The organism is Streptomyces sp. NBC_01808, from assembly GCF_035917395.1.
GTDB lineage: Bacteria > Actinomycetota > Actinomycetes > Streptomycetales > Streptomycetaceae > Streptomyces.
This window is the reverse complement of the sequence record NZ_CP109072.1, coordinates 5,874,623-5,888,450: the sequence shown is the minus strand read 5'-3', so window position 1 is coordinate 5,888,450 and position 13,828 is coordinate 5,874,623. Positions and strand designations below refer to the sequence as shown.

Below are 13,828 nucleotides of genomic sequence, written 5' to 3'. Positions count from 1 at the left end.
GCACGGCCACCACGGGTATACGGGGCTTCAGCATCCTCACCACGGGCAGGAGACCGCAGAGGCTGCTCGCACTTACCAGCCGCCGCCAGAAAGCGCGGCGCACGGCCACCACGGGTATACGGGGCTTCGGCATCCTCACTACCGGCAGGTGACCGCAGAGGCTGCTCGCACTTACCAGCCGCAGCCAGAAAGCGCGGCGCACGGCCACCAGGGGTATACCGGGCCGAAGCTTCCCTCGTTCAGCGAAGCGTTCGGTAACGTTCCCCCTCCGCCTGCTCACGGCCAGTTCGGCGACGACCGCTCCCAGCAGGCCGCCCATGCGTGGTCACCCCACGGCTCCACACAACCTACCGGGTCCTCCCGGGAGCCGGCACAGAATTACAGTCCGCCGCCCGCTCAGCGCGCCCCGCGGCGCTGAGATACACCTGTGAAGAACCCCCAGCCTCGGCGACTGGCCATCCCGCCCGCGGGCGTGATCACACGCCGGCTGTCACACCGATAATCCCGCCCCCTTCCCGCACCCTGACAACCTGATCCAGCCCATCCACGGCGGGCCCATCCCCAGCCCAAAGGGGACGCCGTTGGATTATTGGGCCCTCACATGACGTCGGTCTCCACAGTCCGGCTGTGGTCGTGGAGACCGACGTTATTGTGTGAGGCGGGTGTCGATCAGGGGCTGACCGAACCGCAGGTCGCGGACGCGGTGCCGCTGAGCTGACACTAAACGGAGCACAGCACAGACCGAACTAGCCAACATCGTCCCCCGGGCGGGGGTACGACCCCTTCTGCGCTGGTACGACGCCTACGTGGGCTGCGGCTCGAAGTCCCAGTACGGGCGCTCCCGGCGGCGCGACGCCAGGGTGTGCGGGTGGTCGACGCCCAGCGTGTCGCTGAGGTTCTGCATCGCCTCCCGCTCCACCTTCTTCGCCTCCTGCGAGCGGCGCAGCGACCGCAGGTCGTCCGCGAGCGCCATCATCGCCGACAGCGCCATGGGGTGCCGGGCGCCGAGGACTTCCTTGACGGTGTCGACCGTCTGCCGGCTCAGCTCCTCGGCGTGGTCGGGGGCGTCCAGCCGGTTGCGGGCGGCGGCCGCGTTGAGCGCGCAGCCCAGCGTCCACGGGTGCGCGGGGCCGACGGCGGCGGTCATCCGGGTGAGCGCCAGCTCGGCGATCTCGGAGGCCTCCTGCCAGTCGCCGGTGGGCCACAGGGCCAGCCCGACGTTGCCGAGGGTGCCGGCGGTGTACGGGTGCTGCTCGCCGAGCATCGCCTCGTACCGCCGGTTGACGGACTCGGCCAGCTCGCGGGCCCGGTGCAGATCGCGGTGCTCGCGCAGGAAGGTGGCGTAGTCGGCCTCGACCATCAGGGTCTCCGGGTGCCGGGGGCCCTGGACCTGGGTGAAGCGTTCGACCACGGACTCCATGGCTCGGTCGGCCTCGGCGAGCTTGCCGAGCCGGCGCAGGCACAGCGCGAGGTTGTGCTCGGCGCGCAGCGTCTGCGGGTTGTGCTCGCCCATGATCTGGCGGTGCAGCGCGGCATTGCGCTGCTGCCGGGAGTGGGCCTCTTCGTAGTGGCCGAGGAGGCGGAGCATCCAGGCGTAGCGGGTGCCGGAGGCCATCGTCTGGTGGTGGCGCGTGCGGAGCCGCCGCTCCCGCTCGACCAGCAGGACCCGGTAGATCTCCAGCGCGTCCTCGTACCGGCCGAGCAGTGCGAGGGCGGAGGCGAGGTTGCTGCGCAGCGACATGGTGCGGGGATGGTCGGCGCCGAGGAGGCCGGCGTACTTCTGCCGGACGTCGTCGAAGATCTCCCGCGCCGTCTGGTACTCGCCCAGGCCCAGCAGCGCACCACCGAGCCCGTTCCTGGCGGACAGCAGGTCGGGGTCCTCCTCGTCGCGCACCGGGCTCAGCACCTCCACCAGCCGGCGGCCGACGGCCTCGGACTCGCGGTAGCGCCCGAGGTTGCGCAACGCCTCGGCGTGCGAGTGCACGAGCGTGATCATCGAGCGGTGCGTGGGTTCGAGCCGGATGGTCCACGGGGCGAGCGTCAGCTCGCACATCTTCAGGGCGGCGCGGTACTCGCCGCGCTGGAGCAGGTAGTTGATGCAGTGCAGGACGAGTTCCTGCACCGCGGGGTCGGCGCTCTCCATCGCGCCGGCCGGCTCCAGATGCGGCAGCAGCTCGGCATACCTCGCCCACTCCCGCGTGTCCGTGGGACGGCGGGGATCGGCTGCCGCGAGGATCCGGCAGGCGGTCGCCGACATCGCCTCCCGCTCGTCCTCAGGGAGGTCACTCCGCAGGAAGCGGTGGTACAGACGGTGCATTTGAACCTTTTCGACCTCGGTCTCCGGCGAAGGGTCGGTGAGGTAGTCGATCGTCACCGCGGTGGATTCCGACAGCCGGCGCAGCGCGGAGTGCCAACTGATGGGATCGCCGGCCAGCTCCGCCAGATGCCTCGGCAACTGGTCGCTGCGCTCGACGATGCGGGACACCGGAATGCTGTCCGGGGAGAAACACGCGAAGAGGTTGAGCATCGCCGCCGCCGCCGGCGTCTTCTCGCGCATCCCGTTCAGCGTTATCGACCAGCTCGTCAGGAAGCCCATGGGGTAGTCGGAGCCGATGCTGATGCCGAACTTGCCGGGTTCCTTCTCGCGCAGCAGCTCGATGTAGTCGGCCGGCGCCATCGTGCTGGAGTCGAGCCACGCCGCCGTCTGGCTCAGCACCAGCGGCAGGTCCTGGACGGCCTCGGCCAGTCCGTCCGCCTCGGTCTCGGTGAGCCGGGGAGCGCGGCGGCGCGCGAAGGCGGTGCTCTCCGCCCGGGTGAAGTGCGGGACCTCGATCTCCTCGGCGCCGCCGGTAACGGCCCAGTCCCGGGTGCGGGTCGTGATGAGCACGTGCCCGTCGCCCTCGGGGATGATGTCGTCGATCAGCTCCATCTCGTCGGCGCTGTCGAAGACCACCAGCCAGCGGCGGTACGGGCGGCCGGAGCGCAGCGCCTCGCGGACCCGGCGGAGCCGGTCGCCGATGTTGCTGCCGACCGGGAGGTTCAGCCGTACGGAGAGGTCGGCGAGTTGCTCGCGGGCCGTCATGCGGTAGCTGGCGTTGACGAACCAGACCACGTCGTAGTCGTTGCCGAACCGGTGGGTGTACTCGACGGCGATCTGGCTCTTGCCGACGCCGGAGATGCCGGACAGCGCGATCCTGGCGCCCTGGCCGGCGGAGGACAACGTGCCGTGGAGCTGCTCCAGGATGTCGTCGCGGCCGGTGAAGCGGTAGTTGCGGCGGGGGGTGTTGAAGACCACGGGCGGGTCGTTGGGGAACCGCGGGGCCCGCTCCGGCTCGCGGTCCGGGCGCACCGGCGCGTCCGGGTCGATGCCGAGCCGGGTGAGGACGCGCCGCCGGGCTTCCACGGTGCCGAGATCACGGAGGTCCACGGGCGCCAGCGCCGCGGCCGCGACCGGCATGTCGGTGGCCACGCTGGCGGCGGCGAACCGGTGCCCGTGCTGGGGAACAATCGTCCGCAGGGCCTCGTTCCACTCCTCTTCGCCGCGCGGGCCGAGACCGAAGAACCAGTCGTCGAGCACCAGCAGGATGCGGTCGGGCGCCGCCAATAACCCCGCCAGCTCGTCGGCCAGCGGGCGCCCGGCCTCCGGGCTCCAGCGCAGCATCGAGGTGGGGTGTCCGAGCAACTCCAGCTGATGGGCGATCCAGGCCGCCCAGGGCCGGTTGAAGCCCGCGTAACTGATGCTGATGGGCTTGGCCATACGACCGTCTCCCTCCCGTGCCGAGGCAGGCCGTCCTCGTGGCACAGTACCCCATCTGGTGGCCCGTCAGCTCACGCACGGCGGGCCCGCCGTCACCTTCCGCTGCCCCGCGACCGCGGCCGCCAGACGGTGGGCGACGTGCCTGATGAGCTGCTCCAGATCGGCGCAGTACACGGAGGGGTTACGGAACCCCTCGCCGGCCCGGAAACGGTGCGCGTAGTTGCCCCCGCCGCACACCCCGACGACCGCGCAGCTCCGGCACTGCGCGGACAGCGCCCGCAGGCCCAGTTGCCGGGCGGCGATGCCCGGGTGGTTGAGCGCCTCGTCAAAGGAGTTGCGGAAGACGTCGAGACCGGTGCCCGCCGCGTCCTCGTATACGGACTTGAGCGAGTCGATCTGCTCGATGGCGCCGTCGGTCTCGACCACGAGCGCCGTGACCGGCGAGAGTCCCACGGCCTCGGTGGCGCTCGGCCGGCCCAGCAGCAGTCCGAGGATCTCGGTGAACATCCGCACCCGGGGCGACGGCCGGGGGAGATTCCACCACAGGTCGAAGACCTCGCAGAGCCAGTCGCCGTACGGGGTGGGGCCGCGGCCCGGCACCGGGGCGGGCGGCGCCGACCAGTTGGCGTGCGGCAGCAGGAAGTCGATGACCGGCGGCTCCAGGGAGCACAGCGAGTCCAGCACCGCGGCCGGCGAGGCGGTGACGTCGACCGTGCACAGGATGCCGCCGTAGCTCCCCGGATGCCGGCGCAGGAGCCGGGCCGCGCGCTCCAGGGCGGGCCAGGCGGGCCGCCCGGCGTGGTCGACGCGGCGGCTGTTCAGCTCGGACGTGCCGCCGTCGGCGCTCAGCCCCACCCGGATGCCGCCGGCGGCGAGCGTCTCCAGCGCGGACTCGGTGAGCAGCGTGCCGTTGGTCTGCACGCCGGCGACGACGGCACATCCGGCCGGCAGCGCCGCGCGCACCATCGTCGTCTGCCGGACCAGCGAGGCCGCGCCGGCGAGCAGGGGTTCGCCGCCGTGCAGTTCGACGCGGATACGTTTCAGCCTGTGGACGCGTACGTGCTCCGCGATGCGCTGGGCGGTGCGGCGGGCGGTCGCCTCCGGCATCAGGGCGGGCCGGTCGCGCCAGCCGCTGTCGGCGCCGTGGTAGACGTAGCAGTAGGTGCAGGAGAGGTTGCACCGGCTGTGCACCTTCAGGATGAACTGCCGGAACGGCACCGCCGGGACCCCGGCGGCGCGCAGCCGGCCGATGTCCAGCAGCCGACCGGGCCAGGGCGCCTCCTCCGCGCCCGTATCTCCGTAGTCCATGCGGCTCCCCGGCTCCCCCGAGTCCGGGCGGTGACGAACCACCGCCCCTGAATGCATGGCGCATGCGTCACACGGGTGAAACCAGACAGAAGCCCAACTGACTGTTTCTGTACGGAATCTGCCGCGATCCGACCGCCCGGCGTCGTCGGCGGGCTTGAGGTGGCGTCGGCCGGAGCGTGCGCCCTGACGTTGTCGACCGGCGGGTCAGTTGCCGCCGGATATGGGCTGGCCGGCGTCGGGGGGTCCGTTCTCGAAGTAGGCCCCGGCATCGTTGTCGGACGGCCAGTTGCGGAGCAGGTGGGCCACGGCTCCCGCGAGTACCGGCGGCTCGCCGTGGGCGGCCACCGCGTACACGTCGACGTCGCTGAAGTCGGGCAGACGGACGGCCGAGCCTGCGGCCGGCGGTATCCCGTCCGGCTTCGCCGACAGGGGGTTCTCCACGCTGTATCTCCTCCGGAAGGGTGTGAGAGTCCTTCCCCGAACAGTCGTGCAGCAAAACGGAGGCGGGTCAGTCGCCGGCTTCGAGGGTGCGGATCTGCTCGCGGGTCACCAGCGCCCCCTCGCTCTCCGTCTGCTCCGCCCGGCTCCACTGCTCCCAGGCGTCCCGGTACGCCCTGAGCGCCACCGCGCGCCCCGCCGTCGGCTCCAGCATCTGCCCGCGCCGGTGGTGCGCACGGGCGGCTTCCACCGCGTCGCCTGCCTCCTCGGCCAGGAGCGCCGCGCGCCGGTAGCAGTCCGCCGCCCGCTCCTGCCGCTGCCGGAACTCGGTCCTTATGTCGATGAGGAGTTGCACGTCCCCCAGCTCCAGCCACGCCTGCGCGCGCACCCGCGCGGGCGCGTCGTCCTCCCGCGCGGCCCGGTCGAGCACCCACTCCGCCTCGTACAGGTCGGTGCGGGTGCCGGATGCCTCGTAGCGCAGCCGCAGGGCCCGGCCGAAGAGCAACTGCCGGCGCGGCAGGTCCGGATGGCGCTGCGGCGTCTCCGCCAGCACCTCGCGCAGCACCGGCACCGCCCGGCCGCGCAGCCCGGCGTCGTCCGGGGCCTGACGGGCGCGGCGCAGCAGCAGCTCGCCGTGCTCGGTCAGCACCTCGCCGTAGAGCGCCGCGCCGGGCGGCAGCAGCGCCAGCGCGTCCGTCAGCCAGCCGTCGGCCTCGACCAGCAGCTCGGCGGCGCCGCCGCGGGTGAACTCCGCGATCCGCACCTGGGCCTTGCGGCGCAGGCTCTCGGCCTGCAGCCGGTAGTCGTCGAGCGCGGCGGCCAGCCGCCCGGCGCGGTCGAGCGCGGCGAGCGCGCGGGCGGCGCCCGCGTCGCCGGCGGCGGTGGTGTTGGCCTCCGCCAGGTCGAGCAGCGCCTCGCACTCCTGGCGGCGCAGCTCCGGGCCGCCCTCCATGCGCAGCAGGTCGACGCCGGTACGCAGATCGGCCGCGGCGCGCAGCCCGTACGCCCGCGTTTCGTCCACCGTGTGCTCCGCCTGGGCGCGGCCCAGGGTGACCCGGCCGCGGGCGAGGAACAGCCGTGCGGGCACCAGCTCTTCGTCGGGCCAGCCGGCCAGCAGCTCGTCTATCGTCTCCTCGGCCTCGTGCAGCGCCGCGCCGTCGCCGGTCAGGGAGTGCAGCCGGCGCAGCACCTCGGCGAGCAGGCCGCCGCGCTCGCGCCGGGCGGCGTGGGTGGTGGCCAGGGCGCGGCTGTCGCGCAGTTGGGCGGCGGAGGCGCGGAGGGCCGCGACGGCCTGCTCGTGCTCGCCGTCGGCCACGCGCTCGCGGGCCACCTCCCACATCACCTCGGCGTACGTGAGCCGTTCGCGCAGCGGCGGCGCCCCCGCCGTCACCGGCACGCCGCCGCCGGCCGGCGCTTGCGAGCCGTCCGCGGCCAGGGCGCTACGGGCCCACTGCTCGGCCTCCGCCAGCGCGTCCGGCTCGCGCAGCCGCTGCCAGTGCAGCAGCAGCGCCCGGGCCAGCAGCCCCTGCTGCGCGGTGTCCCGCTCCTCGACGACGGCGCGGCGCAGGGTCCGTACGGCGTCCAGCAGGTCGCGGACGCTGCGGGTGTCCTCGTACTGCCGCAGCAGCTCCGCACCGCCCGCCGCGGCCGGTCCGCGGTAGGCGGGCTGGAAGGCGCGCAGCACCTGCTCGGAGACGCGCGCGAACTGGTCGGGGACCTTGGCGCCGCCGAGGTCGGGCTCGCGGTCCTCGCCGGAGAGGTACGCGACCGCGACGGCGGGGAAGTTACGCGCGCCCTGCCCGAAGGTCCGCTCGATGTAGAGCGAGCAGTGCTTGAGCACGAGCGCCGCCTCGCCGTGGCTGAGCCGGCGCAGCAGCAGCTCGCGCACGCCGGGGCGGAAGTCGAACCACGGGTCGTCGCCCACGGGTTCACGCCCCGGCTCACGCCCCGCTCCGCGCGCCGGGTCGCGCGCCACGACCAGCTCGCTGAGCAGGATCTCGGCGGTCTCCGCGGGCCCGGTGTCGGGAAACAGCGCGCGCTGCACCAGCCGGATGACGGGCAGGACGAGCGGCACGGCGGCCAGGTGGATGGCCAGCAGCCGGGCCGCGGGCGAGGCCGTCGCGTCGAAGGCGGCGAGCGTGGCCGCCGGGTCGGGGCGTACGTCCGCGGGGCGGGCCGCCGCGGCCGGGGCGGCGGTGTGGTCGCGGCGCACCCAGCCGGCGGCGCCGGGCAGCGACAGCCCCTCGCCGGCGGCCAGCAGCCGGGCCCAGGTGCCGACGGCGGCGGGCTCGGGCGCGAGCACGGGCAGCGCGCGGGCACCGGCCGGGGGCACGTCGCCGCGGGTGCCGGGGCGGAACTCCAGCGTCGGGTACGGGCCAGGGTGCCGGACGAGCAGCCCGGGCAGCGCGGCGAACGGCATCTCCCGCCACCGCCGGTGCGGCAGCGGCTGGACGACGGCGACGGGGGCGGTGCCGAGCCAGCCGTGCAGCATCCGCTGCATCCGGCCGTCGTGCCACATCGGGCCCGCGCAGTCGCTGAGCACGAGCGTCAGCCGGCGCCCGCCGGGGTCGTGCAACTGGCCGGCGTCCTGGAGCATCGAAGGACGGCCCGCCTCGCCCGTGCAGCCGACGCCGCCGTCCGGCAGCGGGTGCAGGCGGTGCACGGTGACGTCACGGAACGCACCGGAGCGCTCGGCGACCGTACGCAGGTCCTCCAGCAGCCGGCCCCATACCTCCATCGCGGGCGAGGCGTCCATGAGCAGTTGGAGCGTGGCGCGCCGCCGGGGCGTCCGCAGCACGGGGATGACCAGGTCGGCCCGCGCGCTCAGCTCAGCGGTCTCCTCTTCGTCCAGCTCGCCGGGCGCCACGGCCGCGACCCGCGGCTGGTAGCGCCGCAGCGGGCGCAGCGCGCGCTGCAGCGGCACCAGGGCGGGCAGCGCCGGGGGCTCCGGCACGCCGACGCGGCCGACCTGCCGGTACGCGGGGGCGTCCACGGCGTCGGGCACCGGCGGACGCGGCAGAAGTCCCGGCCCGGCCGCGAGGCCCACGCGCCGCTCGGGCGCCGCGTGCGCCCCCGCGCCGGACTCCTCCGCGCCGTCGCCGGTGCCCTCGGCGGGCGCGGAACCGGGGCCTTCGGGAGCGTCGGGGGCGTCGGGAAAAGTGGCTGATTTCATGCGGTTCGCCGGCCCCGGCGCGTCGGCGCGCGCCTCGGCACCGTCCGCCGCCTCCGCGCCGCGCGCCAGCTCCTCCGCGAACCACAGGACGTCGGCGAGGCCGCGGGCGTCCGGCGGCAGCCCGGCCGCCAGGAGCCGGCCCACCAGCTCCTCGGCCTTCCCCTGCCCGCCCGCAGCAGCCCCGCGCCCGGCCATCGCGCTCACCGCGGCCTGTTGATGGGCCGCATCAGCTCCTCGGTCACGCGCCGGGCGGAGCCGTCCGCCTGGTCCCAATCGGCCTGCCGGGTCAGCTCGATGGCGTTCAGCAGTTGATCCACGGCCCGTACGTCGCCGGGGCCCGCGGCCAGGAAGCGGTCGATCAGCTCCGTGAACCGCTCGTCGTCGCCCTCGGGGAAGTGCGCCCGCACCATCCCCGTCAGCCGCGCCCGGTCCGGCACCGGCAGTTGCAGCTCGATACAGCGGCGGCGCAGCGGCGCCGGGAACTCGCGCTCGCCGTTGCTGGTGAGCACGATGAACGGGAAGGCGCCGCAGCGCACCCGGCCGCCGCGCACGGGCACTTTCGTACCGTCGTCGCTGAGCACCTCGACCACCGGTGCGCGGTCGGCGATCCGCTCCAGCTCGGGGATCGTGAACTCGCCCTCCTCCAGCACGTGGAGGAGATCGTTCGGCAGGTCGATGTCGCTCTTGTCCAGCTCGTCGACGAGCAGCACGCGCGGGCGCGCGGAGGGCAGCAGCGCGGTGCCCAGCGGCCCGAGCCGGATGTAGCGCCCGATGCCGCCGCCGGGCTCCTCGGCGGCGCCCTCGGCGCCCGCCGAGCCGGCGGTGTCGGCGGTGTCGGCCCGGCGCGCGGCGCGGTCGAGCTGGGCATCCTGGAGGCGGCCGATGGCGTCGTAGGCGTACAGGCCGTCGCGCAGGGTGCTGCGGCTGACGATGGGCCAGGTCAGGACCCGGCCGAGGCCCAGCTCGTACGCCACGGAATGCGCGAGCGTGCTCTTGCCGCTGCCTGCCTGCCCGGTGACGAGCAGCGGGCGGCGCAGGTAGAGCGCGGCGTTGACCATCTCGCACTCGCGGGTGCTGGGCCGGTGGTGGCTGGCCTCGCGGCGCCGCTGGCCGAGCCTGCGCTCGGAGGAGGGCTCCAGCGCGGCCGGCGGAGGCACCGGTGGACCGCCGTCGAATTCTCGCCACGGAGGCGGTGCCGGCAGTCTCTCCATGCCGTCGTGGGGGGCGCCGGTGCCTCGGTAGATGAGCCACTCGCTCACGTCGTAACCCCTTTGTCGCCGACCGGGCAGCGGGCTTGCCCCACTGTCTGCCCGGGGACGGACGAGGGCAACCCTCACGGGGATAAGAGGCTAGCCGGGTGCGCTCACGCCGGGTGCCGAATCGGCCAATCCGCGTGGTGGCGGGCCGGTTTCGTCCAACTGCGCAACGGGTGCGCGAGGTTCGCCTGGGGCGCCCCCGGACGCCCGCGCACCGTTCACCCGTTCACCGGCCGGCTCACCCATTCACCACCACCCGTACGCCGTTCACGCCCCCTGCGGCAGTGGGAACCGGCGTGATATCTCGGCCCGCGTGCGTCGCCCCGCGCGCCACACCGGTCACGGCAGCACCCGACGGGCCCCGCTCACGTCATCCGCGTACCGCGCCAACTCGCCCGTATCGCTCACCAGGCCCCCGCGACCGGCCCTCCGCCGCCGCTCAACCGCCCGCGCCGATCGTGTCGTCCGCGTCGTCGTAGAGGAGGATCACGTCCGCCGCGCACCCGCGGCCGGCCTCCAGCGCCTCCCGGCGCACCTCGTGCAGCCGCTCCGGCAGATCGCGCACGACCGTTCCTGCACCGTCCGCCAGCAGCGCCGCCAGCTCCTCGTGGTACGCCGCGCAGTCCTCGCCGCACTCCTCGCCCTGGTGACCCCCCGCGCGCCACAGCGCGACCGCCGTGCCCTCGTCGAGCAACTGGCCCACGACCGCCGCCCGCCCGCTGCCGTCGCCCAGCGCGTGGCAGAACACCGGCACCCCGCCGTCGCCCGCCCCGCGCCCCCAGCCCGGCGGCGCGGCCCGTACCAGCCGCTGCCGCGGCGCCCGGCTCATCCGCCGCCACCGGTCGCGCCACAGCGGCTCCGGCTCAGGACCGGCGCGCGCCGCGTCCCGGTGCACCACCGGCCGCACCGTGCCCGCCGGCGGCCGGGCCGCGGTCGCCCGGCCGGACGCCGGCAGCTCCCAGCGGTACGTGGGGTGCGCCTGCCGCTCCTCCGGCAGCGCCACCTCCAGCCGCACCCGCGTCTGCGCCTCCGCGTCGGCCCCGAGCAACTGCGGCGCCAGCGCCTGGAGCACCTGCGCCTCCGCCTCCTCGAATGAGCCCCCGGCGTACGACTGGTCGAGCGCGACGTGCTCCCACTCCCCCTTGCCGTAGCCGCGCCGCACGGTCCAGTTGTAGCGCGGCACGGACCCCGCGGCGGGGTCGAGGAACGGCAGCTTGTCGAACGTGACGAGGACGCTCACCGGCGCCCGCCGCACCGCGCGGATCTCCTGCCGCTGCCGCGGCGGCAGCTCGCCCGCGCGCTCCGCGACCCACGCTTCGAGGGACTCGACGGCCGTACGCGCCCCCGCGCCCTCCCCCGCGTCGGCTCCCGCGCCGATGTCGGCGGCGGCCTCGCGGGCCACGAGCTTCAGATACAGCAGCATGTCGCGCAGCGCGCGCTCCGGCGCGGCCTGCCGGTGCAGCAGCCCGTGGCCGTCGCGCCAGTCGCGCAGCCGCCGGGCGCCCAGCGGGCGGCCCTGGATGTCGAGCACCTGGTGCACCAGCCGCTCGACGACCTCCGGGTCGCGCGGCGCGGGCAGGTCGGCGAGCCGCCACAGCGCGCTCAGCCGGTCGAGCGCGCCCCAGGCGCCGAACCGCGCCGGGCCCAGCGCGCGCTGCAGGTCGGTCCAGGAGGTGCGTTCGTCGTCGATGCCGTGGTGGCGGTGCCAGTGCCAGGCGTCGTGCAGCCGCATCAGCTCGCGGTACGGCTCGGGACCCAGGCCCGCCGCGCCGGGCAGCAGGTGCTCGGGCGAGAGCGCGTGGAGTTCGTCGAGGGACACGGCGGTACCGCCGCCGGTACCGCTGCGGTAGCGGGCCTTGACGACGCCGACGACCTCGCCGCGGCCCAGGTGCAGCACGGGCCCGCCGGAGGCGCCCCGGCGGATCGGGGTAGGGGTGCCCAGCAGGATCTGCTGCCCGTTGCGCCCGGCGAACTCGGCGCTGAGCAGCGCCGCGTCGACGTCCTCGCCGCTCCCGGCGCCGGCGCGCCCGTGGGCGCTGAGGAGGACGGCCTGGTCGAGGAAGTCGTCGTAGCGGTCGCCGAGCCAGACGGGTTCGCTGCCCGCCGGGGGCCGGGCGGGGTGGGTGCGGTCGGGTACGGGCTGGGCGCCGGGGCGGGCGCCGGGCAGGGCACCCGGCTGAGCACCCGGCTGGGCACCCGGCCGGCCGCCGGACAGGGCCGCGTACGGGAGCCCGTACCGCGCTTCGCCGCCCGGGGCACCCGCGACCGCCCTCTCGGCCCGTAGCGGCAACAGCCGTACCAGGGCCAGATCCGGCCCCACCTGCATCACCGCTTCGGCGAACGTCTCGTCCCGTACCTCCGGATCCCGGCCCATCCGCGCGGCGGTGCTGTCCGGCGACGGCATGCTGTACTCCACCCGCCCCGGCACCGTACGCCCGCCCACGACCACGCCGATCAGCTCGCCCGGCGCCGTACCGCGCCGCCAGCCGTCGGGATGGACGAAGACGTGCGCGCAGGTCAGCACCCACTCCGGCGCGACGAGGAACCCGCTGCCCCACAGCGACCCGTCCTCAGAACCGGGCGCCGCCCGGATGTCGACCGTCGCCGCGGCGGCGAGTTTGCAGAGCTGGTAACGCGCGTAGTCCGCGGCCTCGCTGCTCTCGATCGGAACCCTCATACCGGTGCAGACGCCGTGGAAGACGTGCCGGATGCACCAGATGCAGCCGTATCGGACGCGCCGGTCGATGCGGTATCGGACGCGGCTCCTGAGGGGTCGGCCGGGCGCGACCCGGGCTGCCAGGTCAGCGTGACCGACAGTTGGGCCGTGGTGTTCGCGTCGGCGAGCAGCGCGATCGCCTTCCCGGTCCCCGCGGAGATCTCCACGCCGAAAGTCACGCTCACCTCGTCCGGCGCGGCGGCCGCGGCGGCGGCCCGTACGGAGGCGGCCACTCCGCCGACGAGGGGCGTGAGCCCGGCGACCCGGGAGGACAACCGGCTCCAGTCGGCGACGGGTTCGAGATCGGCATCGTCGTCGTCCACGATGTCCGCGTCGAGGTCCGCCTCGGGGTCGACGTCCTCCAGCCCTCGGCCCCGGCGGGCACCCCCGGGCGCCGGCACCCCCGCCCGCGTCCCCGCCGCGACCCGCTCGTCGAGCGGCGTCGCCCGGACCCACACCTCGGTGCCGTCCGGCAGAGTCACGCGCTGCGGCAGGTTGCTGCTCATCCGGTTCCCCCGACTACGCTCGGTGCCCAATGCACCGACATTAGTCCGCGGACCGCCGCCCCGCGACGGTACCCGCGGCTGTCCGCCGGTCATCCGCCGCGGTGAGCGATACTGAACCGGTCACTTTCCCCCCTTCCGGAGCACCCACCATGTACTTCACCGACCGCGGCATCGAGGAGCTGGAGAAGCGGCGCGGCGAGGAGGAGGTCACCTTCGAGTGGCTCGCCGAGCAGTTGCGCACGTTCGTCGACCTGAACCCGGAATTCGAGGTCCCGGTCGAACGCCTGGCCACCTGGCTGGCCCGCCTCGACGACGAGGACGAGGAGTAGCTCGGAGGCGGCCCTGAGACCGGTCAGCGAAGCCGGTCACCGAACGCGATCCCGTGCCATGTCCATCCTGCTCTGAGGACAGTGGCCTGCGGTGGGTGCTCCAGGTCAGCGAGGTCGAAGCAGAAGGTCGCGACCGCCCCAAGGCGGCCATCCGCTCAGGTGCCGTCCATCGGCGGTTCAGGCGTACGCTCTGCCTGGCTTGCCCGCCTCGACGAGAGGGTGACGCGGGTAGACGGCACCCCTCTCACTGGACTCGCCCCGGGGCTCACGCTTGACTTCCGCACACCGCGATATATCGTGTCTTGGCAGAGACGCGATATGTTGCGTTGGGTGTGAGCGCTCGCCA

At 74.5% G+C, this 13,828-nt stretch carries 8 protein-coding genes; 1 reads left to right on the top strand and 7 read right to left on the bottom strand.

Going from position 1 to position 13,828, the window contains the following annotated elements:
* Positions 1 to 802: 802 nt before the first annotated feature.
* The 7 genes from fxsT to OG946_RS26160 form a co-directional block, all read right to left on the bottom strand.
* Complete coding sequence (gene fxsT, locus OG946_RS26190) at positions 803 to 3,757, bottom strand: FxSxx-COOH system tetratricopeptide repeat protein (protein WP_326798446.1); 2,955 nt, start codon at positions 3,755 to 3,757, stop codon at positions 803 to 805.
* A 66-nt stretch (positions 3,758 to 3,823) separates the two neighbouring features.
* Positions 3,824 to 5,065, bottom strand: a complete 1,242-nt coding sequence (locus OG946_RS26185; RefSeq protein ID WP_326798445.1) for an FxsB family cyclophane-forming radical SAM/SPASM peptide maturase — start codon at positions 5,063 to 5,065, stop codon at positions 3,824 to 3,826.
* 204 nt (positions 5,066 to 5,269) lie between these two features.
* On the bottom strand, positions 5,270 to 5,506 hold the full coding sequence (locus tag OG946_RS26180) for a hypothetical protein (RefSeq protein WP_326798444.1): 237 nt from the start codon (positions 5,504 to 5,506) through the stop codon (positions 5,270 to 5,272).
* A 67-nt stretch (positions 5,507 to 5,573) separates the two neighbouring features.
* Positions 5,574 to 8,870 carry an SAV_2336 N-terminal domain-related protein gene (locus OG946_RS26175; protein ID WP_326800372.1) on the bottom strand — a complete coding sequence of 1,099 codons (3,297 nt, stop codon included), beginning with the start codon at positions 8,868 to 8,870 and terminating at the stop codon, positions 5,574 to 5,576.
* A 5-nt stretch (positions 8,871 to 8,875) separates the two neighbouring features.
* Positions 8,876 to 9,934 (bottom strand): AAA family ATPase, encoded by a 1,059-nt coding sequence (locus OG946_RS26170; RefSeq protein WP_326798443.1) that lies wholly within the window; start codon positions 9,932 to 9,934, stop codon positions 8,876 to 8,878.
* Positions 9,935 to 10,370: 436 nt separating this feature from the next.
* A complete protein-coding gene (locus tag OG946_RS26165; protein ID WP_326798442.1) occupies positions 10,371 to 12,608 on the bottom strand; it encodes a VMAP-C domain-containing protein in 2,238 nt (745 codons plus the stop codon).
* Positions 12,605 to 13,153, bottom strand: coding sequence for a CU044_2847 family protein (locus OG946_RS26160; protein WP_326798441.1), 549 nt, complete (start codon positions 13,151 to 13,153; stop codon positions 12,605 to 12,607). The genes OG946_RS26165 and OG946_RS26160 overlap by 4 nt, the downstream gene beginning before the upstream one ends.
* A gap of 149 nt (positions 13,154 to 13,302) precedes the next feature.
* Here OG946_RS26160 and OG946_RS26155 point away from each other — a divergent pair, with 149 nt between their 5' ends.
* On the top strand, positions 13,303 to 13,482 hold the full coding sequence (locus OG946_RS26155) for a DUF6104 family protein (RefSeq protein WP_101421641.1): 180 nt from the start codon (positions 13,303 to 13,305) through the stop codon (positions 13,480 to 13,482).
* Positions 13,483 to 13,828: the final 346 nt, after the last annotated feature.